The sequence below is a fragment of the Qipengyuania aestuarii genome, assembly GCF_019711535.1.
GTDB classification, from domain to species: Bacteria; Pseudomonadota; Alphaproteobacteria; order Sphingomonadales; family Sphingomonadaceae; genus Qipengyuania; species Qipengyuania aestuarii.
On sequence record NZ_JAIGNP010000001.1, the window covers coordinates 916,286 to 939,421 of the forward strand.

16 protein-coding genes are annotated in these 23,136 nt (G+C 62.3%); 9 read left to right on the forward strand and 7 right to left on the reverse strand.

Features of this window, described 5'->3' with window-relative positions; genetic code table 11:
- Nucleotides 1-36: 36 nt before the first annotated feature.
- Genes xylB through K3175_RS04685 form a run of 4 tightly spaced genes read left to right on the forward strand, consistent with a single transcriptional unit; the run spans nucleotide 37 to nucleotide 4,492 of the window.
- The gene (xylB, locus tag K3175_RS04670) at nucleotides 37-822 is read left to right on the forward strand and encodes a D-xylose 1-dehydrogenase (RefSeq protein ID WP_221542168.1); all 786 of its coding nucleotides are present in this window, start codon (nucleotides 37-39) and stop codon (nucleotides 820-822) included.
- Nucleotides 822-1,697, forward strand: coding sequence for an SMP-30/gluconolactonase/LRE family protein (locus K3175_RS04675; RefSeq protein ID WP_247710648.1), 876 nt, complete (start codon nucleotides 822-824; stop codon nucleotides 1,695-1,697). Before xylB ends, K3175_RS04675 begins: the two co-directional genes overlap by 1 nt.
- Nucleotides 1,694-3,601, forward strand: a complete 1,908-nt coding sequence (locus tag K3175_RS04680) for a sialate O-acetylesterase (RefSeq protein ID WP_221542170.1) — start codon at nucleotides 1,694-1,696, stop codon at nucleotides 3,599-3,601. Before K3175_RS04675 ends, K3175_RS04680 begins: the two co-directional genes overlap by 4 nt.
- A 42-nt stretch (nucleotides 3,602-3,643) precedes the next feature.
- Entirely contained in the window at nucleotides 3,644-4,492 is an 849-nt protein-coding gene (locus K3175_RS04685; protein ID WP_221542171.1) for an aldose 1-epimerase, read from the forward strand.
- A gap of 27 nt (nucleotides 4,493-4,519) precedes the next feature.
- Here K3175_RS04685 and K3175_RS04690 read toward each other — a convergent pair whose 3' ends face one another.
- The 3 genes from K3175_RS04690 to K3175_RS04700 are packed head-to-tail and all read right to left on the reverse strand — an operon-like array spanning nucleotide 4,520 to nucleotide 9,514.
- Nucleotides 4,520-6,301 (reverse strand): IlvD/Edd family dehydratase, encoded by a 1,782-nt coding sequence (locus K3175_RS04690; protein ID WP_221542172.1) that lies wholly within the window; start codon nucleotides 6,299-6,301, stop codon nucleotides 4,520-4,522.
- Nucleotides 6,298-7,410 carry a LacI family DNA-binding transcriptional regulator gene (locus tag K3175_RS04695; RefSeq protein WP_221542173.1) on the reverse strand — a complete coding sequence of 371 codons (1,113 nt, stop codon included), beginning with the start codon at nucleotides 7,408-7,410 and terminating at the stop codon, nucleotides 6,298-6,300. Before K3175_RS04695 ends, K3175_RS04690 begins: the two co-directional genes overlap by 4 nt.
- Before the next feature lie 43 nt (nucleotides 7,411-7,453).
- Entirely contained in the window at nucleotides 7,454-9,514 is a 2,061-nt protein-coding gene (locus tag K3175_RS04700) for an alpha-glucuronidase family glycosyl hydrolase (RefSeq protein ID WP_221542174.1), read from the reverse strand.
- 110 nt (nucleotides 9,515-9,624) lie between these two features.
- Between K3175_RS04700 and K3175_RS04705 the strand changes: the two genes are divergently transcribed.
- The 3 genes from K3175_RS04705 to K3175_RS04715 are packed head-to-tail and all read left to right on the forward strand — an operon-like array spanning nucleotide 9,625 to nucleotide 15,613.
- Nucleotides 9,625-12,030, forward strand: coding sequence for a glycoside hydrolase family 3 N-terminal domain-containing protein (locus K3175_RS04705; RefSeq protein ID WP_425594824.1), 2,406 nt, complete (start codon nucleotides 9,625-9,627; stop codon nucleotides 12,028-12,030).
- A 20-nt stretch (nucleotides 12,031-12,050) separates the two neighbouring features.
- The gene (locus tag K3175_RS04710) at nucleotides 12,051-14,414 is read left to right on the forward strand and encodes a glycoside hydrolase family 3 N-terminal domain-containing protein (RefSeq protein ID WP_221542175.1); all 2,364 of its coding nucleotides are present in this window, start codon (nucleotides 12,051-12,053) and stop codon (nucleotides 14,412-14,414) included.
- A gap of 2 nt (nucleotides 14,415-14,416) precedes the next feature.
- Nucleotides 14,417-15,613, forward strand: coding sequence for an endo-1,4-beta-xylanase (locus K3175_RS04715; RefSeq protein ID WP_221542176.1), 1,197 nt, complete (start codon nucleotides 14,417-14,419; stop codon nucleotides 15,611-15,613).
- 346 nt (nucleotides 15,614-15,959) lie between these two features.
- On the opposite strand, the gene K3175_RS04720 is transcribed toward K3175_RS04715, so the two are convergent.
- Complete coding sequence (locus K3175_RS04720; protein WP_282098239.1) at nucleotides 15,960-17,363, reverse strand: sugar porter family MFS transporter; 1,404 nt, start codon at nucleotides 17,361-17,363, stop codon at nucleotides 15,960-15,962.
- A 126-nt stretch (nucleotides 17,364-17,489) separates the two neighbouring features.
- Between K3175_RS04720 and K3175_RS04725 the strand changes: the two genes are divergently transcribed.
- Both K3175_RS04725 and cobU read left to right on the forward strand, forming a co-directional pair.
- Nucleotides 17,490-19,061 carry an aldehyde dehydrogenase (NADP(+)) gene (locus tag K3175_RS04725; RefSeq protein WP_221542359.1) on the forward strand — a complete coding sequence of 524 codons (1,572 nt, stop codon included), beginning with the start codon at nucleotides 17,490-17,492 and terminating at the stop codon, nucleotides 19,059-19,061.
- Between the two features lie 175 nt (nucleotides 19,062-19,236).
- Nucleotides 19,237-19,752 (forward strand): bifunctional adenosylcobinamide kinase/adenosylcobinamide-phosphate guanylyltransferase, encoded by a 516-nt coding sequence (gene cobU / locus K3175_RS04730; protein ID WP_221542178.1) that lies wholly within the window; start codon nucleotides 19,237-19,239, stop codon nucleotides 19,750-19,752.
- On the opposite strand, the gene cobD is transcribed toward cobU, so the two are convergent.
- The 3 genes from cobD to K3175_RS04745 are packed head-to-tail and all read right to left on the reverse strand — an operon-like array spanning nucleotide 19,727 to nucleotide 23,135.
- The gene (cobD, locus tag K3175_RS04735; protein WP_221542179.1) at nucleotides 19,727-20,734 is read right to left on the reverse strand and encodes a threonine-phosphate decarboxylase CobD; all 1,008 of its coding nucleotides are present in this window, start codon (nucleotides 20,732-20,734) and stop codon (nucleotides 19,727-19,729) included. The two genes, cobU and cobD, sit on opposite strands and share 26 nt — an antisense overlap.
- A complete protein-coding gene (gene cbiB, locus K3175_RS04740; protein ID WP_221542180.1) occupies nucleotides 20,731-21,678 on the reverse strand; it encodes an adenosylcobinamide-phosphate synthase CbiB in 948 nt (315 codons plus the stop codon). The genes cobD and cbiB overlap by 4 nt, the downstream gene beginning before the upstream one ends.
- Nucleotides 21,675-23,135, reverse strand: coding sequence for a cobyric acid synthase (locus K3175_RS04745; RefSeq protein WP_221542181.1), 1,461 nt, complete (start codon nucleotides 23,133-23,135; stop codon nucleotides 21,675-21,677). The genes cbiB and K3175_RS04745 overlap by 4 nt, the downstream gene beginning before the upstream one ends.
- Nucleotide 23,136 lies beyond the last annotated feature (1 nt).

The following is a 23,136-nucleotide window of genomic DNA, read 5'->3' on the forward strand; positions in this document are numbered from 1 at the left end:
TTGCACGCCGCCGCTCGGGACGAGGATAGAATTACCATGAATGCAGAGCCCCGCAACACTGCGCAAAGCGCCGTATACCCGAGCCTTCGCGGGCGAAAAGTCATCGTCAGCGGCGGCGCTTCGGGCATTGGCGAAGGGATCGTGGAAGGTTTCGTGCGCCAGGGCGCGGCGGTCGCTTTCGTCGATATCATGGAAGAACCGGGCCGCGAGCTGGTGGAACGTCTTGCCCCCGATGCCGAGATCGCGCCCCATTTCGTGCAGTGCGACATTACCGATTGCGACGGGTATGCAGCCAAGATCGAGGATATCGTCGCCCATCTGGGCGGGTGCGATGTGCTGGTAAACAACGCCGCCAATGACGATCGCCATTCGGTGGAGGAAGTCAGCTCGGCCTATTGGGACCAGAGCATGGCAGTGAACCTCAAGCACCAGTTTTTCGCTGCCAAGGCAGTCGTGCCGCATCTGAGGAAGAACGGCGGCGGGTCGATCGTGAACATGGGGTCGATCAGCTGGCATCTGGGCCTGCCCGATCTCACCATCTACCAGACCGCCAAGGCGGCGATCGAAGGGCTGACGCGCAGCCTCGCGCGCGAGCTGGGCCGGGACAATATCCGGGTCAACACCGTGATCCCCGGCAATGTCCAGACGCCGCGCCAGATGAAATGGTATACGCCTGAAGGCGAGGCGGAAATCGTGGCGGCGCAATGCCTCGACGGGCGGCTGCAGCCGGTCGACATCGCGGCCATGATCCTGTTCCTGGCTTCGGACGACGCGCGTTATTGCACCGCGCATAATTACTGGGTTGATGGAGGATGGCGCTGATGGCCGATGTGAAGGCAGTACTTCCCGCAGAAACGAAGCTGGGCGAAGGGGTCCTGTGGGATGCCCAGCGCCAGGTGGTGTGGTTCGTCGACATCAAGCGGCACCGGCTGTGGCATTTCGATCCGGCAAACGGCAGCAATTCCTATGCCGAGGCGCCCGAACAGATCGGCTGGGCGATCCCTGCGGAAACCGGCAAATTGCTGTGCGGGTTGAAGGATGGCCTCTACCTGTTCGATCCCGAAACCGCCTCGTTCGAAAAACTGGGCAGTGTGCCCGGCGAACCGGCGACCAACCGCCTCAACGATGCCTGCACCGACCCGTGGGGCCGCGTGTGGTTCGGATCGATGGATGACGGGGAAGCCAATGCGTCGGGCCGGTTCTATATCTTCGACCGCGGCGATATCCGCGCGGCGGGGCCGCAGGGCATCACCATCACCAACGGCCCGGCGGTCAATGCGACCGGGGACCGGATCTATTTCACCAATACCAGCGAACAGAAAATCATGGTCGCCGACCTGTCGCCGCGCGGCGTGGGCGAAGCGCGGCCCTTCGCCGATACGGGCGCGCTGTTCCCCGCTGCCTATCCCGACGGCCCGGTGGTCGATGCGGAAGGCTATGTGTGGACCGGGCTCTATCTCGGCAGCAAGGTCGCCCGCTTCGATCTCGATGGCAAGCTCGATACCACTATCGACATCCCCGCGCGCGACGTGACCAAGATGGCCTTCGGCGGCGCCGATCTCAGCACCGCCTATGTCACCAGCGCGACGAAGAACATGGAGCCCGCCGATATGGAGAAATATCCCGCGGCGGGCAGCCTGTTCGCCTTCGCCGCGCCGGTCGCCGGGTTTGCGCAGACGCGGGCGAAGCTGGGATGAAGCGCCTACTGATCGGCAGCGCCCTCGCCGCCCTTTCCGCCGCGGCCAGCGCCGCGCCAGTCCTGGGCCCGGCCTATGGCGACGGCATGGTCCTCCAGCGGGGGGAACCCATCGCGATTGCCGGGACTGCCAGGCCGGGGGTGACAGTCACCGCCGTGCTCGGAGACATGAGCGCCAGCGCCCGCGCCGATGCCGACGGGGACTTCACCGTCACCCTGCCCGCCCGCGCGGCCAGCACCCGCCCGGTAACGCTCACGCTGACAGATGCGGACGGCACGGCGCAGGTCGGCAATATCCTGATCGGCGACGTGATATTGTGTTCGGGTCAGTCGAACATGGAACTGCCCGTCACCCGCGCGCTCGATGCGGGCAACCAGCTCGGCCGTGCCGCCGATGACGGCATCCGCCTCTTGAAAATTCCGCAGAGCACTGCCGCAGTGCCGCAGGACCGTTTCTCCACCCCCGTCGCCTGGCATGCCGCCGAACGCGAGACGGTCGCGGGCTTCTCCGCCGCCTGTTTCTACATGGGCAAGACCCTGCGCACCGAGCGTCCCGACATTCCCGTGGGTCTGATCCATTCCAACTGGGGCGGCAGCGCGGCCCGCGCCTGGCTGTCTCCCGCGGCGGTGGAAGACCTTTACGGCGAGGACACGCTTTCCCTGCTCCATGCCTATGCCGACGATCCCTATCGGGCCACGCAGAGCTTCGCGCCGCGCTGGATGGACTGGTGGCGCGAGCAGGACAATGGCCGCGAACCGTGGCGCGACAGCGCGCAGCTCGACTGGGCGCCGATCCCCGCCTTTTCCTTCTGGAACGAATGGACGGGTACCGGGCTCGACACCGAACCGCGCGCCAATGTTTGGCTGCGCCAGACGCTGACGCTGACCGAGGACCAGGCCGCCCGGGGCGGCCAGCTGTCCATTGGCGCGATCGACGATCTCGACCTCACCTTCGTCAATGGCCAGCCGGTCGGTTACACCTTCGGCTGGGGCGTCGAGCGCAGCTATCGCGTGCCCGGCGAAGTACTGAAAGCAGGCGAGAACGAGATCCTGATCGCCGCCAACAACGCGTGGGACATGGGCGGCTTCTTCGCCGGGCCGGAGCGGTTATTCTTCACCCCCGGCGATGGCGGCGAAGCCATCCCGCTAGGGGCGGACTGGGAGTATTCCGTCGCGCCGTTCCCGGACGTGCCACCGCGCGCGCCGTGGGATGCCAATGCCGGCGCCGGTGTGATGCACAACGCCATGATCGCCCCGCTCGGCCCGATGCGGCTGGCAGCGGTCGCCTGGTATCAGGGCGAATCCGATACCGGCCAGACAGATTACGATAAGCGGCTCGGCGGGCTGTTTTCGGGCTGGCGTACCCAGTTCGGCGACCAGGCGAGAATGCTGGTGGTCCAGCTTGCCAATTTCGGCCAGCGCCAGTCGCAGCCCGGCCCTTCGAGCTGGGCCGATTTGCGGCAGGAACAGCTCGATGCCGTCATGGCGGCCCGGGATGCCGCGCTGGTCACGGCAATCGACCTTGGCGAGCCGGGAGATATCCATCCCGCCAACAAGAACACGTTGGGCCGCCGACTGGCGCATGCCTTCATGGGCCAGCAGATGCCCATGCCCGCAGGCGCGAAACGCGAAGGCGGCAGTGTGACCGTGCGGTTCAGCGGTGTCGAGGGCGCGCTGGTGGCCTATGGCGGCGCGGCGGTGCTTGGCGTCGAGCTGTGCGGCGAGACGCAGGAAAGCTGCCGTTTCGTTCAGCCAGAGCTGATGGGTGATCGCATGGTGATCCCGGTTGAAGCTCAAACGCCTGCGACCAGAGTGCGCTATGCCTGGGCCGACGCGCCGGTGGTGAACCTTTATGACGGCAATGGCGATGCGATCCCCGGCTTCGAACTCGCCATCACCGATTAGGCCATTGGCTTTAGGGTGAGCTGCGAAAGGCAAGGATCGCCGATGGCTGAAATCACTCTGACGGCGGGATTGTGGAAGGCCGTGATCCGGCCGCAGACCGGCGGCTGCCTTGCCGGCCTGTCTCGCGGTAACCTGCCGATCTTGCGCGAAATGCCTGCGCAACCGGATGAGGTGCTGGGATCCGCCTGCTTCCCACTTGTGCCCTATTGCAATCGCATTGCCGATGGGAACTTCGCTTTCGGCGACCGACAGGTGCGGATCAGCCCGAACATGGCACCGCAGCGGCATCCCCTGCACGGGCTGGGGTGGAAGTCAGCCTGGCCGGTGACCCGCCAAGCCGCCGGCTCCGCCGTACTGGAGCATGCCTATGAGGGAGGCGGCGAATGGCCGTGGTCCTATCTTGCCCGGCAGCACATTGTGCTGGACGAGGAAGGCTGCACCATCGCGCTTCAGGTTGAAAACCGTGCCAGCGACGCCGCACCGTTGGGGCTTGGCCTGCACCCCTATTTCCGTCGCTCTGCAACCACACAGGTCCGCTTCGACGCCGACGAGATGCTTGGCATCGACGCGGAATTCCTGCCCGATGGCACGGCGCATCCGGCGGACGCATTCGCCGATTGGTCCAAGGGCAGCGCGCTGCCCGAAATGCTGATCGATCACTGCTTCACAGGTTGGAACGGCAAAGCCGCCATCGCCGACGATCAGGGCATCATTACCATTCAAGCATGGGGCGCGCCCTTCCTGCATGTCTTTTCGCCGCCCCGATCGGATGACCTCTGCCTCGAGCCGGTGAACCATCCGCCCGACGCGCTCAACCGCGCGAGCGCGTCCGTGCCCAGCGTCCCGGCAGGCTGCGCAATTTCGGTGGCGATGCGGATAGAGGCAGGCTGAGCGCAAGGCGCAGCCTGCCCGGCGCCATCAGTGATTGTGGCGCGGCAGTTTCCTCGACGTGCCGCGATATTTGAGCGCGAAGTCCATCACGCCGCCCTCGCCCAGCTGGCCGGTCTTTTCGCGGAAGAGCTCTTCCCACGGCGTGTTGTGCTCGGGCTTTTCCGGAATGCTTTCTTCGGCCAGCCGCCGTTCGATCTCCGCCTCCTCGACGTCGGCATTACAGGTGCCTTCGTTGAGATCGACGCGGATGATATCGCCGGTGCGCAGCCAGGCGAGCCCGCCGCCGACCGCGCTTTCGGGCGAAATGTTGAGGATCGAGGGGCTGTCGCTAGTGCCTGACTGGCGACCGTCGCCCAGCGTCGGCAGCCACTGCGTGCCCGCGCGGATCAGCGCGTCAGGCGGCTGCATGTTCACCACCTCGGCACTGCCCGGCCAGCCGATCACACCCGATCCGCGGATAACGAGAATGCAATCCTCGTCGATATTGAGATCGGGGTCGTTGATCCGGTGGTGATAATCGTCCGATCCGTCGAACACGATGGCGCGCGCTTCGAACACGCCTTCGTGGCCGGGGCGCGAGAGATAGCGGGCGCGGAATTCGTCCGAAATGACCGAAGTCTTGAGGATGCCGAAGTCGAACAGATTGCCCGACAGAACGAGAAAGCCGGCCTTCTCCATCAGCGGATCGGCGAAGGGGCGGATCATCTCGCGATCCTTCGTTTCGCGGCCCGCGAGGTTTTCCGCCATCGTGGCGCCGGTGCAGGTGCGCACGTCGCCTTTGAGCACGCCCGCTTCGAGCAATTCCCACAGCACGGCGGGAACGCCGCCTGCGCGGTGGAACCGCTCACCCAGATATTCACCCGCTGGCTGCATGTTGAGCAGCAGCGGCAGGTCATAACCGTGATCCTGCCACACGCTCGGCTCCAGCCGCACGCCCGCATGTGCCGCCATCGCCTGGATATGCGGCTGCGCATTGGACGATCCGCCGAGCACGCTGACTGCGGCGACCGCATTGAGGAAGGCATCGTGCGTCAGGATGTCGGACGGCTTCAGATCCTCGTGCACCATTTCCACGATCCGGCGCCCGGTCCGGTAGGCGACCTGTCCGCGCTCGCGATAGGGCGCAGGGATCGCGGCGCAGCCGGTGAGGCTGAGGCCGAGCGTTTCGGCCACCGCGTTCATCGTGCTGGCAGTGCCCATTGAATTGCAATGCCCCGCGCTCGGCGCGCTGGAGGTCGCGCGGTTGAGGAATTCCTCCTCGTCGATCTCTCCCGCCGCCAGCTTGCGGCGGCTGCGCCAGATTACCGTGCCACTGCCGACCAGCTCGCCCTCGTGCCAGCCGTCGAGCATCGGGCCGCCGCTGAGCACGATGGCGGGAATGTCGACCGTCGATGCCGCCATGATCTGGCTCGGCGTGGTCTTGTCGCAGCCGGTGGTCAGCACCACACCGTCGATCGGATAGCCGTTCAGCAGTTCGACCAGCCCGAGGTAGAGCAGATTGCGGTCGAGCGCGGCTGTGGGGCGGCGGCAGTTTTCAAAGATGGGATGGACGGGAAATTCGATCGGGATACCGCCCGCATCGCGGATGCCGTCGCGCGTGCGCTTGGCCAGTTCCAGATGGATGCGGTTGCAGGGCGAAAGATCGCTGCCGCTCTGCGCGATGCCGATGATCGGCTTGCCGCTACGCAGTTCTTCCGGAGTGACGCCGTAATTCATGAACCGCTCGAGATAGAGAGCGGTCATGTCCATGCGTTCATGGTTGTCGAACCAGTCACGCGATCTCAATTTGGCGCCACTGCGCTCTGTCATGGCTTCTCGCCCTTTGGATTGAAGGATGATGCAAGGCTTGGCCCGGCATCGGAATTACGGCGGATGAGTTCGTAAGGCAGCAGGATCTGTTCGCTCTTGCCGCGCGAGGGACGGCCCGATTTCTTGTGAGCCTGAGAAATCAGCACCACGGCCTGCGCGGTCATTTCGCGAATGGGCTGGCGGATCGTGGTGAGTTCCGGCCAGATCGACCGGGCAAGTTCGGTATCGTCGAAGCCGCAGACCGTGATGTCGTTCGGCACGTCGAGATGGCGGCGGTGCGCCATGGCCACGGTGGCGGCTGCCATATCGTCGTTGGAGGCGAAGATCGCGGTCGGCGGATTGCTGGCTCCAAGCAGCTTTTCGGCGGCCACCATGCCCGAGCGATAAGTAAACTGGCCTTGTGCGATCAGCCCTTCATCTACCGTGAGCCCGGCCTGCTCCATCGCCTCACGATAGCCCTGAAGGCGGCGGCCGCTGGCCACTTGTTCGGGGTTGCCGATAATGAAACCGATCCGTTCGTGCCCTAGGCCGATGATGTGGCGGGTCATATCGAAAGCCGCCTGGTATTCGTCGATCAGGACCGAGCCATAGGATCCGCGCGCCTTGCCCGGGCCGACCGCGACGGCAATCGCCCCGGCTTCCTCGATCAGGTCGAGCACGCGCTGATCATCGCACAGCGGGGGTGGCAGAATGAAACCGCTGATGCCGCCTTCGATCAGCTTGCGCACCAGTTCGCTACTCTGGACCACGGTTTCCTGGCTCTGAACGACCAGATAGATGTCGCGCCGACTGGCTTCTTCCAGCGCCCCCATCAGGAATTCGCTGAGATAGGATGCCGAGGGATTGTCGAACAGCAAGGCAATCCTGAGCTGCGACCCACCCGCAAGCGATCGTGCCGCACGATTAGGCACATAGTTGAGCTTCTTGATGGCGGCGAGAACGGTGTCGCGCGTGTGATCGCGGACGTTTTCCTCCCCGTTGATTACCCGGCTGACAGTCATCGGCGAACATTGCGCTTCGCGGGCCACATCGGCGATGGTGGGGGCGGTGTTGTTGCGCCGCGTGTTGCGCTTGCGTCCGCTGGCGGCTGTCCCTTGGGTTGCATTCATGGCACCAGCCTTAAAGCCATGCCCGCAAGATCGGCAAGGGGCATCACTGTCCGGGCGCTTCCGGAAAACTCCGGCTTTTATAGGCTTCGAGCGTTTCGGCAGGCGGGGACGCACCCTGCGGCATCTCCAGCCCGTTGAGCGATTGCCAATAAGCGACAGAGGCATCGCGCCACCAGCGCGCCTCTCGCTGCTGGATCGCGAGGCTTTCCGACACGGCACGGTGACGTTCGGCGTCGATCGCTCCGCGCAGTCCGGCCCATTGCCCGGCCATCGTATCGACCGCAGCGACGCCGCGATCATATTCGCGCACTAGTTCCTGCCACACGGTGCGCCCGCTCGGCAGCGTGTCGTCCCATGCCACGTGATGGAACCAGAGCAGATAATGCGGATCGATCGTAGCCGGGTCCGCCCATTGGGCAGCCACCTGCGGCGCGTATTGCGAAAGAGCGTCCGAACCGTTCGCAGTGCGATCAAAACCGATGCCCGACCGGTCCGCCTGATGGTAATAGCAGGGGTTCCATTCGGGCCGCGCCAGATCGCAGACCCATGGGCCCGGGCCGTAATGGTGGCCGGTGTCCATCTGATGCGCGAGGCCGAGCGGAGTCATATAGCTGACCACAGCCTCGCGGCTATCCAGCATCATCGATGTGATTGCCCCGACCGCAGCCGGATCGCGCGTGAAGGTCTGCGCCGCCCACTCGCCGGCGATTTCTTCGCTGGTCAGTGCCGGGTTCCACGCGAGCCGCCCGAATGCATACCAGTTGGCCTGATCGAAATGCGATCCGGTCCAATTGCGATCGGATCCCGTATTGGCAACCCCGGCGATGCCAACCGGGGCGACCACTTCGGCAACCGTTCCGCCGCGCCCGGTGTCGGCGTCCAGGACTTCCTTCCACAGCGGCGCCAGATAGGCGAGATGGCTCGCGAATCCGAGATACTCCTTGGTGATCTGCGCTTCGAGCATCAACCGGGTGTTCGGCATGGCGCCGAACATCGGATGGAAGGGTTCGCGGGGCTGGAAATCGACCGGACCGTTCTTGACCTGCACGATCACATTGTCGGCGAACTGTCCGTCCAGCGGCACGAATTCCTCATAGGCCTGCTTGGCCCGGTCGGCCTCGTCTTCCGCGGAATAGACGAATGCCCGCCAGATGACCGTCCCCCGATCGCCGATCGCCGCGGCGAGCATATTGGCCCCATCGGCATGGGTGCGGCCATAGTCCTGCGGCCCCGGCTGCCCTTCACTGTTCGCTTTCACGAGGAAACCGCCGAAGTCCGGGATTGCGGTGTAGATTTGGTCGGCCTTCGCATGCCACCAGGCCCGAACCGCCGGATCGAGCGGGTCGGCCGTGTCCAGCCCGCCGATATCGCGGGGCGCACTGAACCGGGCCGACAGATAGACGCGAATGCCGTAAGGCCGCCAGGCATGGGCAAGCCGTTCAAGCTTGGCAATATAGCGCGGCTCCAGCATGAAGGACTTCGCGTTGACGTTGTTGACCACCACGCCGTTGATCCCGAGCGAGGCATTGGCGCGGGCGTAATCGATCATCCGCTGGTCGAGCCGTTCGGGCAGATGCCACCAGTCGAAAATCGACCGCCCCGCATAGCCGCGCTCCACATGCCCGTCGGGATTGTCCCAGTGATTGAGCATGCGCAGAGGCATGGCGGGTGCCTGACCTATCGCAATATCGGAAAGCCGCTTGCCCGTGCTCAATTCGCGCAGGAGAGCAAAGCTGCCGTAGAGGCATCCAAGATGGTCTTCGGCGGCGATGAGAAACGCTCTTCGCGGGTCATCCGCAACGGGACTCAGCCGATACCCGCCCTCGCCCGTGCCGACCGTCTCACCGCAGTCCAGCTCGACCTTGACCGGCGAACCATTGGCAGCGCGCGCGCCTGAGCCCTGAAGTCCCGCAAAGCCGCGTGAAAGCTCTTCCAGCGCGATCTCTAAAGTGGGGCTGGACCTGCCACCGTCCGCAATATTCGCGAACGGAGAATCGGCCCGCAGATCGGACTGCGCCTCCCCCTCCAGCGGTGCATAACGCAGCCACAGATCATATCCATCTTCGGCATAAGCAGGCACCGCTACAACGCTGCACGCCACCATTGGCGCAGACAGGCGCCCAAGCCAGTTGACAAGCCTTCTCCCTCTCATCATGGTAGCGCTACCACAACGATGGCGGCAGTCAAGTCGCCCCACGGGAGAGAGACAAGATCATGCGTCGAATCAAGCGAAGCGCGCTCGCAATGGGGGTCTGCCTGGCAGCGCTCCAGCTTACATCCATCACTCCGGCCATGGCACAGGAAGTCGCAGTCGAACGATCGATGGCGGATGCTCCCTATTGGGATAGCAGCCTGCCGGTCGCTCAGCGGGTGGAGGACCTTCTCGCTCGGATGACACTGGACGAAAAAGTCGCGCAGATCATCACGATCTGGGACAGCAAGGGTGAAATCCAGGGTCAGGGTGATGATTTCGATCCCGCCAAGGCCGCCCGCCGCTTCCCCGATGGCATCGGCCAGATTGCGCGGCCGTCGGACCGTCTCGGCCCCTCCAGCCCGCGCCAGGTCCCGCGCAGGAATATCGAAGACAGTATTCAATATGTGGTCGATGCCCAGAAGTGGGCAATGGAAGAGACCCGCCTGGGTATCCCCATTCTGTTTCACGAAGAATCGCTCCACGGTTTCGCAGCCAAGGATGCCACAGCCTTTCCCCAGTCAATTGGCCTCGCCAGCACATGGAATCCCGATCTCATCCGTGAGATGAACGATCTCATTGCAGGCGAGGTTCGCGCGCGCGGCGTCCACCTAGTCCTCTCCCCAGTGGTCGACGTCGCGCGCGATGCGCGTTGGGGCCGGATCGAGGAAACCTTTGGCGAGGATCCCTATCTGGTCGGCGAAATGGGCGTAGCCTCGGTCGAAGGCCTGACCGGCGTGGGCACAGACCGCAAGCTGCGCGATGGCCAGGTCATGGCCACCCTCAAGCATATGACCGGCCACGGACAGCCCGAAAGCGGCACCAATGTCGGCCCTGCCCAGATCAGCGAAAGAACGCTGCGGGAAATGTTCTTCCCGCCCTTCGAACAGGTGGTCACCCGCACGGCGATCGATGCGGTGATGGCGAGCTACAATGAAATCGATGGCATCCCTTCACACTCCAACAGCTGGCTGCTCAACGATGTCTTGCGCGGCGAATGGGGATATCAGGGCGCTGTCGTCAGCGACTATTACGCTATCGAGGACATGGCCCGCCTCCACAAGATCGTGCCCGATTACAAGGCCGCCGGGGAACTGGCTCTGACAGCCGGTGTGGACGTCGATCTGCCCGAAGGTGACGGGTTCGAAAATCTCGCGGCCAGTGTGCGCGAAGGCAAGGTCTCTATGGAACAGCTGGACACCGCCGTCCGCCGCTTCCTGACGATGAAGTTCAACGCCGGACTGTTCGACAATCCTTGGCCGGACCTTGCCCTCGCCAAGCAATCGAACGGTGCCGAAGGCGTCGCTCTGGCGCGCAAGGCAGCGGCGCAGTCGCTGGTCCTGTTAAAGAATGACGGCGTGCTGCCCCTCGCCCTGCCGGACGCTGGTGGCACCAAGTCCACGATTGCCGTGATCGGCCCGAATGCAGACGTCGCACGGCTTGGCGGATATTACGGTGAACCGCGTGCCAGCGTGACACCGCTCGAAGGCATCCGTGCGCTGGTCGGCGACCGCGCGAATATCGTGCATTCGCTCGGTGTCGAAATCACCAAGGGCGATGACGACTGGTGGGATGACAAGGTTGAACTGGGCGATCCTGCGGAAAACCGGCGCCGCATCGCCGAAGCGGTGGAAGTCGCCAAGAATGCCGATACCATCCTGCTGTTCATCGGCGACACCGAGAAGACAAGCCGTGAAGGGTGGGCCCCCGGTCACCTCGGCGACCGTACCAGCCTCGATCTCGTTGGCGAGCAGAACGAACTCTTCCAGGCGATGAAGGCACTCGGCAAACCTGTCGTCGCGGTGCTCGTCAACGGGCGCCCGCCGAGCTATCCTGCAGTTGCCGAACAGGCCGATGCAATCCTCGAAACCTGGTATGCCGGCGAACAGCAGGGCACGGCGATTGCCGATGCGCTTTTCGGACGGGTCAATCCAGGCGGCAAGATGCCGGTCACCACGGCACGCAACGTCGGCCAGCTTCCCAATTTCTACAATTACAAGCCAAGCGCGCGGCGCGGCTACCTCTTCGACGAGGTCACGCCGCTCTATCCCTTCGGCTACGGCCTCTCCTACACCAGCTTTGAAATCGGTGCGCCGGTTCTGTCTGCCAAGAGCATCGCTGCGGGCGAAGGCGTGACCGTCCGCGTCCCGGTTACCAATACCGGCGATATGGCTGGCGACGAGGTGGTTCAGGTATACCTGCGTGACGAGATCAGTTCGGTCACCCGTCCGGTGAAGGAACTGGTCGGCTTCCAGCGCATCACGCTGCAGCCCGGCGAGACGCGGCAGATCGATATCGCAATCGAACCGCGCGCCTTCATGATGTGGAACCGCGATATGGAACGCGTGGTCGAACCGGGTGATTTCACCCTGATGGTCGGCCCTAATTCCGAAGACCTGACCGAAGTAACCCTCACGGTTCGCCCGTGATTACGCACCGCAGAGGTGCAATGAAGCTGCTTGCGGGCGGGAGCCTTTCGGCTCTCGCCTTCATGCAGACCCCGGCAGCCTTCGCGGAGGCTGGTGAGCAATACAAAAATCCATCTGCGCCGATCTCGGTTCGCGTCGCCGACCTGATGGCGCGCATGACGCTCGACGAAAAGGTGGCGCAGATCCGGACGGCTTGGGCCGCCAAGGGCGACATGATCGACGCCCTGGAATTCAACCCTGCCAAGGCCAGCGCGGCTTTTCCCAATGGGATCGGCCATGTCACCCGGCCAAGCGACAAACGGGGCGTCCCCGGCATTTCGGGTGCGGCAGGCGGCACTGCAGCCAAATGGAGGACGCCGCGCCAGACGGTGGAATTCATCAATGCCCTCCAACGCTGGGCGCTGGAAGACACGCGGCTCGGCATTCCCGTGCTCCTGCATGAGGAATCTCTCCACGGCTACATGGCCACCGAAGCCACCATGTTCCCGCAGGCGATCGGTCTTGCCGGATCATTCGATCTTGACCTGATGCGGCGGGTCCAGTCGGTCGTCGCGCGCGAGGTGCGCTCGCGCGGTGTCCCGCTCGTGCTGTCGCCGGTCGTCGATATCGTCCGCGATCCGCGCTGGGGCAGGATCGAGGAAACCTGGGGCGAAGACCCCTATCTGGTCGGCGAGATGGGCGTTGCAGCCGTGGAAGGTCTGCAAGGTCCGGGCAAATTCGAGAAGCTGCGTGACGGCAAGGTCTTTGCAACGCTCAAGCACATGACCGGTCACGGCCAGCCCGAAGCAGGCAACAACGTATCCCCCGCCCAGATTTCAGAGCGCGAGCTGCGCGAAGATTTCTTCCCGCCATTCAGACGGATTGTCAGTCGGACTTCGGTGGGCGCAGTCATGCCCAGCTATAATGAGATCGACGGTCTGCCCAGCCATGCCAATATCTGGCTGCTCGGCGACGTCCTTCGCGGCGAATGGGGCTTCGATGGCGTGATCGTGAGCGATTACGGCGGCGTCCATGAGCTGGAAACCTTGCACCACGTTGCAGACAGCCTGGAAGACGCGGCGCGGCAGGCGCTGGAAGCGGGTGTGGACAGCGAACTCCCCGAAGGCCTGGCCTATGCCACCCTGCCCGACGCGGTGCGCGCCGGACGTGTGCCCATGGAATTGATCGACGTCGCCTGCGCCCGCATGCTGGCACTCAAGTTCCGCGCTGGCCTGTTCGAAAACCCCTTCGGTGACTGGCAGCAGTCAGAGCAGATTACCGGCAATGCGGAAGCGCGCTCGCTTGCGCTTGAAGCTGCGCGCAAATCTCTGTGCCTGCTCACCAATCGCGACGCGGCACTGCCACTCGACAGCCAGCGCATGGGCCGGGTCGCAGTGATCGGGCCCAACCACGCAATTGCGCGGCTCGGCGGATATTCCAGCGTGCCGAAGCAAACCATCAGCCTCATCGAGGGGCTTCGCACCATCGCTCCGGAGACGGACTTCGTCACAGCGCAGGGTGTCTTCATAACCACCAGCGAAGACCGCTCGCAGGATCTCATCGAACTGGCCGATCGCAGAAAGAACCTCGATCTGATCAAGGAGGCGGTCGAGATTGCAAGCTCTGCCGATACGATCATTCTCGCTATTGGCGACACCGAACAGACCAGCCGCGAAGGCTTCGCGACCGATCACCTGGGCGACCGCACCGAAATCGACATCGTCGGCGAACAGAATGAACTGGTGGATGCCCTGTCTGCTCTGGGCAAGCCGCTGATCGTGACTGCCTATAACGGGCGGCCGCCTAGCTGGCCGAACGTGGTCGACAAGGCCGACGCCATTCTGGAATGCTGGTATCCGGGCCAGGAAGGCGGGATTGCTGTGGCCGAAGCTCTGCTCGGCAAGGTGAACCCCGGCGCCAAGCTCCCGGTGACGGTGGTGCGCAACGAAGGGCAGATACCCTATTTCTACAATCACAAGCCCAGCGCGCGGCGGGGGTATCTGTTCGACAACAACGACCCTCTGTTCCCGTTCGGTCACGGGCTGAGCTACACGCAATTCGAGATTTCAGCCCCGCGAACTGCCAAGAAAACCTATGGCCCGAATGAGGCGATAGAGGTAGCTGTCGACGTGCGGAACAGCGGCACCTATCCCGGCGACGAGGTGGTTCAGCTGTACATTACGCGCACCGACGTGTCAGTCACCCGGCCCGTGCTGGAATTGAAGGGCTTCGAACGTCTAACGCTGAAGCCCGGAGAGAACCGCACGGTGACCTTTATCATCCCACCGAGCCAGCTGGCTTTCTGGAACAGGGAAATGGAAGAAGTGAACGAACCGGGCCCGGTAAAGCTCTCTGCTGGTAACAGCTCCGCAAACCTCAACTCAGTCCTAGTGGAGATCGTCTGACAATGCCTCGGGACCTGCGCCTTACCCGCCGCGATGCGCTTACCGGTCTTGCGGCCATCCCCTTGGCCGGATGCGCTTCCAGCTATGCGGGGCGTTCGGTCCTCGAGCCGGGCGCCGGTTCGGCAAACGGGTCGCCATATCCGAAACCAAGCCTCGACCAGCTTGCGCGCAAGAACGGGCGCCGGTTCGGCAGCGCGGTCGCATCGACGCCCGGACGCACAGATCAGGGATCGATCCAGAACGCGCGCTACATGAAGCTTATCAAGGCCGAATGCGGGATTGTCGTGCCAGAGAATGAGATGAAGTGGCAGACTATCCGGCCCGGTCCCGACGCTTTCGATTTCTCCCGAATGGATTCCATCACTGCATGGGCGAAGCAGAACGATATGGCGCTTCGCGGCCATACCCTGCTGTGGCATCGGCCGCAGTGGTTTCCAGACTGGCTTAACACCTATGATTTCGGTGCCAATCCGGTGGCCGAGGCGGAAAAGTTGCTCACGGATCACATCCGCGCCGTCACCCGCCGCTATCGCGGGCAGATACAGAGCTACGATGTGGTCAACGAAGCGATCGATCACGATCGCAATGCCCCTATCGAGACCAGTCTCAGCCGCGCCATGGGAAGTCCCGAAGCAGTCATCGATCTGGCCTTCCACACCGCGCGTGAAGAACTGCCGGACGCTCAGCTGGTCTATAACGACTACATGAGCTGGGAACCTGACCATCGCAAACACTGCGACGATGTGCTGCGTCTCCTCGAAGGCATGGTGAAGCGCGGCACGCCGGTCGATGCTCTCGGCATCCAGTCGCATATTGAGATTTTCGCCATTGATCCCGCGACCGGTGTGGGCCCATATCTGGAACGCGAATGGCGGCGTTTCCTGGACGAGGTGACTGGAATGGGCCTGCGACTGCTCATCACCGAATTCGACGTCAAGGACCGCGCCCTGCCCGCCAATGTCCGGGAACGCGACCAGAAGGTGGCCGAATTCTCGCGGCGCTATTTCGATCTCATGCTGGAGTATGGCGACCATCTCGATGACATCCTCGCCTGGGGGATGACCGATACGTTCAACTGGCTACAGTATTTCGAGCCCGCAGAAAGACCCGATGGCCTGCAGGTACGCGGTACGCCCTATAGCTCGGATTATGAGGTGAAGCCGCTGCGAACCGCGATAGCCGAACAGCTCGACTTTTAGGGCCGCCTCCGAGCCTCAGATGAAGCTGCGCGCCGAAAACGGCGGGAGTCTCCCAACTACTTCACGGGAAACAATGGGCTAAACTACCTAACATTTGGCTTCATACATGTAGGAGTGAAAAAGCCGCGCCATTCTCTCGGATGACGCGGCTTTTTCCGCATTTCCCTCGCAGCTAGAAATTGCCGCGAATGATGAACGAGAACCGTCGATCGTTAATGAAATAGGAATATGGTGCCAGATCAGCTGGATCGCCCGTATTAGCTTGGGTAGTCTTTGTTACTTCATTCAGCAGGTTCACACCCTGTGCGCCGATCTTGATGATCCTTCTTGCCAGGATGCAAAGCAATTACCCTTCCATCTGCTCCAGTTCGAGACCTTTGGTTTCGCGAACCATCATCCAGACGAAAATGACCGAGAGGGCAGCGCTGATGGCATAGAAGCCATAAGCTCCGGTCAGTCCGACGCTCGCCAGCATGATCGGAAAGGTCATCGTGATGCCGAAATTGGCCACCCATTGGGCAAAGCCGCTCACTGCGAGTCCCGATCCACGGATCTGATTAGGGAACATCTCGCCCAGCATAACCCACATTACGGGGCCCCAGCTGAAGTTGAAGAATGCGACATAGATGTTCGCGGAGATGAGTGCCGCGAGACCTGCTCCGTCGGAAAGCTGCAGCTTTCCATCCACAAGTGACCCGCTCATGAAAGCGAGCGCCATGATCGCAAGAGTGACTGCCATGCCGATCGAACCGATCAGAAGCAGAGGCTTGCGGCCGAGGCGGTCGATCAGAGCGATGGCGAGCAGCACAGAGGCGATCGAAATCGCGCCACTTAGAATGTTGATCTTCAGCGCATCGGATTCGCTGAAGCCGACGGCCTGCCACAGGACAGCACCGTAATAGAAAACCACATTGATGCCGACCAGTTGCTGGAACACGGCGAGTCCGATCCCTACCCACACAATGCGGCGAATCTTTCCCGTATTCTTGTCGAGAAGATCCGAGAGACGAGGCGCATGGTCATTCGACACCGAGGTCTCGATTTCGCCCACCTTGCGGTTGGCCGTAGCGTCGCCGAACAGGCGATACAATACCGAGTGAGCCTTGTCGCGATCGCCCTTGGTCACCAGATAACGAGGGCTTTCAGGTATGAAGAACAGCGCCAGAAGGAAAATCGTCGCCGGAATAAGCTCCATCCAGAACATCCACCGCCAGGCTTCGAAACCGAGCCAGAACTGGTCGGTCGACGAGCCCGCAAATTCAGCCAGAAGATAGTTGGAAAGAAACGCGGCGGTCAGACCGACGATGATCATAACCTGTTGCAAGCTCGAAAGCCTACCACGCATGGCCGCCGGCGTCACTTCGCTGATATAGGCCGGTGCCAAGACGCTGGCCGCTCCCACTGCGAGGCCTCCGATTATACGGTAGACGACGAATTCGCCCGACGATCCAGCAATACCAGACCCATAGGCGCTGATGATAAAGAATGCCGCCGCGATCAACAGGGTGCGCTTGCGCCCGAGAATGTCCGAAAGTCTACCGGCGACGAAGGCACCAACCGCACAGCCAAGCAGCATCGACGCGACATTGAAGCCCGTACCCACGTCATCCGAATCGAATGCAATCCGCAAGCCATCGACAGTTCCATTGATGACCCCGCTGTCGAAGCCGAACAAAAACCCGCCCAAGGTAGCGACCGCCACAATTGCGGAAATCAGCGCCATATTGGCGCCTGTCTGCACTCTCTCCAAAATTCCCTCCCTTGCTGTGCTGTTGCACAATTGTGTGTATATGTTAGCGCTACCTTTGACGGAAAATAGCGGCTTTGCAAGTCGCCTTTTCATCCACTCAGATTTTGAATCCAGGAGAGAATGCCCATGCTAACAGGCAAAAATCACATCGCAGGCGAATGGCGGGGCGGTGACCGCAGTTTTACAGCAGTCGATGCCGCGAGCGGGGACAAGCTCGAACCACATTTTGCCGAAGCTTCGAAATCCGATGTTGCCGATGCTTGTGCCGCAGCCGCAGAAGCTCAGAAAGTGTTCGGGAGCCTCGCACTGGGCAAACGCGCCGCATTCCTGCGTCTCGCCGCGGACAAGATCGATGCGCTCGGAGACACACTCACCCAGCGCGCAATGGCCGAAAGCGGCCTTCCCGAAGCCCGTTTGAACGGTGAACGCGGCCGTACTGTCGGCCAGCTTCGCCTGTTCGCCGACGAAGTGGAAAACGGTGCGTGGCAAGGTTTGCGGATCGATCATGCCAACCCGGACCGCACGCCGCCCAAACCCGACTTGCGCATGCGCAAGATTCCGCTGGGACCGGTCGCCGTCTTCGGCGCGAGCAATTTCCCCCTCGCCTTCTCGGTTGCCGGAGGCGACACCGCCTCGGCATTCGCCGCCGGCTGCTGCGTCGTGGTCAAGGGCCATCCTGCGCATCCGGGCACCTCGGAACTCGTCGGTGGAGCGATCGCGGAAGCCGTGAAGGAAAGCGGCCTTCCCGAAGGCGTCTTCTCGCTGCTGTCGGGCACCGATTTCGAACTCGGAGAAGCGCTCGTCAAGGATGCGCGAATTGCGGCAGTCGGCTTTACCGGCTCGCGCTCGGGCGGTCTCGCGTTAATGGAACATTCGGCAAATCGCGAAGTGCCAATTCCGGTCTTTGCCGAGATGAGTAGCATCAATCCAGTCGTACTCATGCCGAACCGGCTTGCAGAAGCCCCCGAGGCTCTGGCGGAAGCCTATGTCGGGTCGCTGTCGATGGGTGCAGGTCAGTTCTGCACCAACCCCGGCATCGTGCTGACGGTTGAGGGAGAGGCGACCGACCGATTCATTGCCAAGGCACGCGAAGCGCTTCCTTCGGTTGCCGCGCAGACCATGCTGACCAAGGGCATCAGCGATGCTTACCGTAAAGGTATCTCTACCCTTGGCTCGCTCGACGGTGCCGAACCCGTTGGCGTAGGCCAGGAAGGGTCGAGTGCCTGCGGCCGAGCCGAGGTGTATACCGTGTCGGCTTCCGCTTTCCGCAAGGATAACGGGTTCGAGGAAGAAGTCTTCGGGCCAAGCTCGATCATTGTCCGCTGCAGAGATCTTTCCGAAGTCGCAGAAATTCTCGAAAGCCTCGAAGGGCAGCTCACGGCTACCCTGCACCTGAACGAGACCGATCATCAGGAAGCGGCAAAGCTGCTGCCAGTGCTGGAGCAGCGCGCAGGGCGTATCCTTGCGAACGCTTGGCCGACCGGTGTCGATGTTACCCATGCCATGGTCCATGGTGGGCCGTTCCCGGCGACTTCCGATGGACGCAGCACATCGGTGGGCACGCTGGCTATCGATCGTTTCCTGCGCCCCGTGTGTTACCAGGACCTTCCGGAAAGCTTGCTTCCGGAGGCATTGAAAGAGGGCTCACTAGGCTCGCTTACGCGCGTTGATGGGACCTACCAGCTCGCAGAAAAATAAGATCGACCACAGTTTGATCTAAAACGAAGGCGGGGCGTCGGACGCCTCGCCTTTTTGTTTGCCAGTACTTTAAGTGAAAGGTTGAAACCGGATCAGTGCCAGCTTGACGCGGATAACGGCTTGAGCTGTTGCCCTCTGACATCAAATCACCTGAACCGGGAAGAGACCACAAAACATGGGCCAGCTTACTCTGCTTCTCGGTGGCGCCCGGTCTGGAAAAAGTCGCAGAGCGCTGGCTCTCGCGGAAGAGATGCCTGGTCCCCACATCTTCGTTGCGACGGCGCAAGCCTATGACGCGGAGATGGAGGAACGCATCTCGCTGCATCAGGCTGAGAGGGATGCGCGTTGGACAACTATCGAAGCGCCGCTCAATTTGCCCGAGGCGTTCGCCAAGCAATCGCAGGGCACTCTAGTCATCGACTGCTGCACCATCTGGCTCTCGAACATCATGCTGGCAGACCGCGGCACGGACGCGGCAATGACGGCGTTGATAGACGCTCTAGGCCAAGCCGAAGCCAGGCTCATTCTGGTCAGCAATGAAGTCGGGTCAGGCGTCGTCCCCGAGCATGCGCTTGGCCGGCGATTCAGGGATGAACAGGGACGATTGAACCAGCGACTTGCTGAAATCTGTGACCGCGTAGAACTGGTCGTCGCAGGAATTCCGCTCACCCTGAAGCAGCCAAAGCCCTAGCCAGTCGGGACAATGCCTGCGCATCGGGCGGCAGGCCGATGCGTAGCGCCTTGCCCTGGTCCTCGAAACCACGAATGGCGATGCCTTGGTGGGCAAGTGTGCGCCAGACAGCTTGCGCATCTCCGGTTTTTACATATCGAAAAAGATCGGTGCCTCCGACATCTTGAAGCCCCGCATTTACCAGCACCACCCGTAAGCGGGTGGCCGCTTCTGCCAAACGGCTGCGGGTGGCTTCGTGCCAAGCTTTATCGGCATACGCTTTTGCACCAAGCGCCAAGGCAGGACCGGAAACATCCCAGACGCCAAATCGCTCAGCAAGCAATGCAAGGATATGAGGCGGGGCAAGCACAGCCCCAAGGCGCGTGCCTGCGAGCCCGAAAAACTTCCCGAACGACCGCAGGATGATCAGCCCCTCGCTTCCTGCGAAAGGCGCCATGCTGGCGGAAGGGTCGAGATCCGCGTACGCCTCATCAACAATCAGCCACCCGCCGCGCTGGGCAAGTCGCCCCCGGACCTCCTCGAGTTCTGCTATAGTCCACCGATATCCGTCGGGGTTGTTGGGGTTGACCACCACCACGGTATCAACCTCGTCGACCAGTTCCAGCGGCCGCTCGACTTCCCGTACTTCGGCACCTGCAGCATCCCATGTCGTCGCGTGGTCAGCATAACTCGGAGATCGCAGGGCTATGTGGCGTGAATGAAGAACGTTCGGTAATTGGCAGATCACCATATCTGTGCCTGCAAAAGCACGGCAAACGCCCGGCTTGCAGCCAAACGCATCCGCCATCGCAACTTCGCAATCCACGCGCGCCTGTTCACCCGGCAAGCGTGCCCAAGCTTCCGGCGCCAAGGCTGGCACGGGATATGGCCAAGGGTTGATCCCAGTCGAAAGATCAAGCCAAGGCTTTGGCGCATCTGGGAATGCTCGTGCCATGGCATCGATCTGTCCGCCGTGCCCGTTTATATAGTCGGATCGCGTCATCGGGAGGTAACCCACCCCAGCGCCAGCAAGCAAAGCACCGTCACCGCGATTGCATAGCGGTAGACGGCAAGGGCCTGAGCCAAGTCGGCCATAGACGGATCGCGCCCTTCTGCATTCAGCCAGGGCTCGTTTGCGATACTGTCGCCGTAGCGCCGCGGCCCGGAAAGCCGTGTCCCCAATGCCCCAGCCATCGCTGCTTCCGGCCAACCTGCATTGGGAGAGCGATGACGGGACGCATCGCGAAGCATCACCTCGATAGATCTGTGAGAGCAACTGACGAGACCGAACAGCAAACCGGTCAGCCGCGCAGGCACCAGGTTGGCCAGGTCGTCCAGTCGCGCCGCGACCTTTCCGTAGGCCTCAAATCGCGGACTGCGATGTCCGATCATGGAATCGAGCGTGTTGATCGCCTTATAAGCGAACAGCCCGGGCAGGCCGAAAAGTGCGCCCCAGAACACAGGCGCGATAATGCCATCGGAGGTGTTTTCCGCCAGGCTTTCGATCGCCGCTCTCGCGATGCCATGTTCGTCCAGCGATCGCGTTTCGCGGCCCACTATCATGCTCAGTGCCTCGCGAGCAGCGGGCAAGCCATTCTCAGAAAATGCAGACGCAACCGCCGCCACGTGGTCATGCAGAGATCGGGTCGCAATCAGGCTGGCGGCGATCACGGACTGCAACAGATATCCCGCCCATCCCTGGGGCAAAACAGCTTGGAAAGCGATTCCTGCGCAGGAGACAATCACAACGAGGACAACGGTCGTTATACCTCCAAGGAAGATGCGCGCCGTGCGGCCAAAGCTTTCGCGGTTCGAGAACCTTTCCGTGCGGCCAACCAGCCAGCCGAACCAGCGGACGGGATGTCCGATGCGTTTATCCAGAGCATCCGGCCAGCCGAAGATCGCTTCCAGAACCAACCCGCCGAGCATCAACCACAAGACATTCATCGCGCAAGCCCGAACAGCGCATCGACATCGAGCGCCGCCTCTACGCCGTCTGCCAATTGGTCCAGCGCGTTTTCAATGCCCTCTTCATAGTCGAGCACACTTTCCCGACCACTGCGTAGCCCTTCGAGCCAATACCCGCGGAATTCGTCGCTGCTGAAAAGTCCGTGCAGATAGGTGCCGATCAGGCGACCTCCGTTCTTCACAGCACCGTCATGCGTGCCATCTTCCAAACGACAGAACGGGGTTTCGAGAGCCGGACCGGTAGATTGGCCGGAATGTATCTCATAACCACTTACGGCGATCCCGCGAGCCAGCGCCGTCCCACCCGTGGGCCGCACGGTTTTGTCTCCAGTCATGCGGGTGCTCATGTCGAAAAGTCCGAGAGCGGCAGCCGCACCTGCAGGACCGTCGCGCCCCTCGGGGTCCTCGACCCGGCAGCCGAGCAGTTGGAAACCGCCGCACAGGCCGACCACATGCGCACCCCCGCGAAAGGCGGACAGGATGTCATGATCCCATCCCTCCGCACGCAGCATGGCAAGGTCGGCCAGCGTCGATTTGGTTCCTGCAAGAATGATCGCGTCGGCTTCGCGCGGGATCGGTTGCCCGGGCGGGATAAAACGCAGATCCACATCGGGTTCAGCAAGCAAGGGGTCCAGATCGTCGAAATTGCTGATCCGCGACAGCATCGGAACCGCAATGATATTGCCTCGGCCAGCAGGAATTGACCGATCAAGCACGACTGCGTCTTCTGCCGGGAGTCGCGCCGCGCAGGCCAGCCAGGGCACGACGCCGAAGGACCGCCATCCAGTACGCTCCTCGATAAAGTGCAAACCGTCGTCGAACAGCGATAGATCGCCGCGGAAGCGATTGATGGCGAACCCCGCCACCATCGCTGAATCCTCCGCATCCATCACTGCCTTGGTCCCGACGATGGATGCGATCACCCCGCCCCGGTCGATGTCGCCGACCAGAACCACCGGGACATCCGCCGCCCGTGCGAAGCCCATATTGGCAATATCGCCGCGGCGCAGATTGACTTCGGCAGGGCTGCCCGCACCTTCGACGATGATCAGATCATGAGCACCGCGCAGGCGGCCGAACGCGGACAGCACAGGAGCGAGCAGCCGTCCCCGCTCAGCCATATAATGTGCCGCCTCTGCGCTGCGCAGAGCTTTCCCATCGACCACTATTTGCGCGCGGCGATCGCCTTCAGGTTTGAGCAGGACCGGGTTCATGTCGGTCGTAGGCTCGAGCCCCGCTGCTCGGGCCTGCAAAGCCTGGGCCCGCCCGATCTCCCCTCCGCCCGCGCACGCAGCTGCATTGTTCGACATGTTCTGAGGCTTGAAGGGCGCGACTTTTATGCCTCGGCGATATGCGATGCGGCAAAGGGCGGCCACCAGCAGCGACTTGCCGACATCCGAGCCCGTGCCCTGCAGCATGATCGCCCGTGCCCCCATA

What these genes read in the sequence shown, in the direction of transcription:
- cobU (WP_221542178.1), top strand. Translation starts at nt 19,237, where the DNA reads ATGGGCCAGCTTACTCTGCTTCTCGGTGGCGCCCGGTCTGGAAAAAGT.
- K3175_RS04710 (WP_221542175.1), top strand. Translation starts at nt 12,051, where the DNA reads ATGAAGCTGCTTGCGGGCGGGAGCCTTTCGGCTCTCGCCTTCATGCAG.
- K3175_RS04700 (WP_221542174.1), bottom strand. Translation starts at nt 9,514, where the DNA reads ATGGTGGCGTGCAGCGTTGTAGCGGTGCCTGCTTATGCCGAAGATGGA.
- K3175_RS04675 (WP_247710648.1), top strand. Translation starts at nt 822, where the DNA reads ATGGCCGATGTGAAGGCAGTACTTCCCGCAGAAACGAAGCTGGGCGAA.
- xylB (WP_221542168.1), top strand. Translation starts at nt 37, where the DNA reads ATGAATGCAGAGCCCCGCAACACTGCGCAAAGCGCCGTATACCCGAGC.
- cbiB (WP_221542180.1), bottom strand. Translation starts at nt 21,678, where the DNA reads ATGAATGTCTTGTGGTTGATGCTCGGCGGGTTGGTTCTGGAAGCGATC.
- K3175_RS04745 (WP_221542181.1), bottom strand. Translation starts at nt 23,135, where the DNA reads ATGGGGGCACGGGCGATCATGCTGCAGGGCACGGGCTCGGATGTCGGC.
- cobD (WP_221542179.1), bottom strand. Translation starts at nt 20,734, where the DNA reads ATGACGCGATCCGACTATATAAACGGGCACGGCGGACAGATCGATGCC.
- K3175_RS04690 (WP_221542172.1), bottom strand. Translation starts at nt 6,301, where the DNA reads ATGACAGAGCGCAGTGGCGCCAAATTGAGATCGCGTGACTGGTTCGAC.
- K3175_RS04705 (WP_425594824.1), top strand. Translation starts at nt 9,625, where the DNA reads ATGCGTCGAATCAAGCGAAGCGCGCTCGCAATGGGGGTCTGCCTGGCA.
- K3175_RS04715 (WP_221542176.1), top strand. Translation starts at nt 14,417, where the DNA reads ATGCCTCGGGACCTGCGCCTTACCCGCCGCGATGCGCTTACCGGTCTT.
- K3175_RS04725 (WP_221542359.1), top strand. Translation starts at nt 17,490, where the DNA reads ATGCTAACAGGCAAAAATCACATCGCAGGCGAATGGCGGGGCGGTGAC.
- K3175_RS04685 (WP_221542171.1), top strand. Translation starts at nt 3,644, where the DNA reads ATGGCTGAAATCACTCTGACGGCGGGATTGTGGAAGGCCGTGATCCGG.
- K3175_RS04695 (WP_221542173.1), bottom strand. Translation starts at nt 7,410, where the DNA reads ATGAATGCAACCCAAGGGACAGCCGCCAGCGGACGCAAGCGCAACACG.
- K3175_RS04680 (WP_221542170.1), top strand. Translation starts at nt 1,694, where the DNA reads ATGAAGCGCCTACTGATCGGCAGCGCCCTCGCCGCCCTTTCCGCCGCG.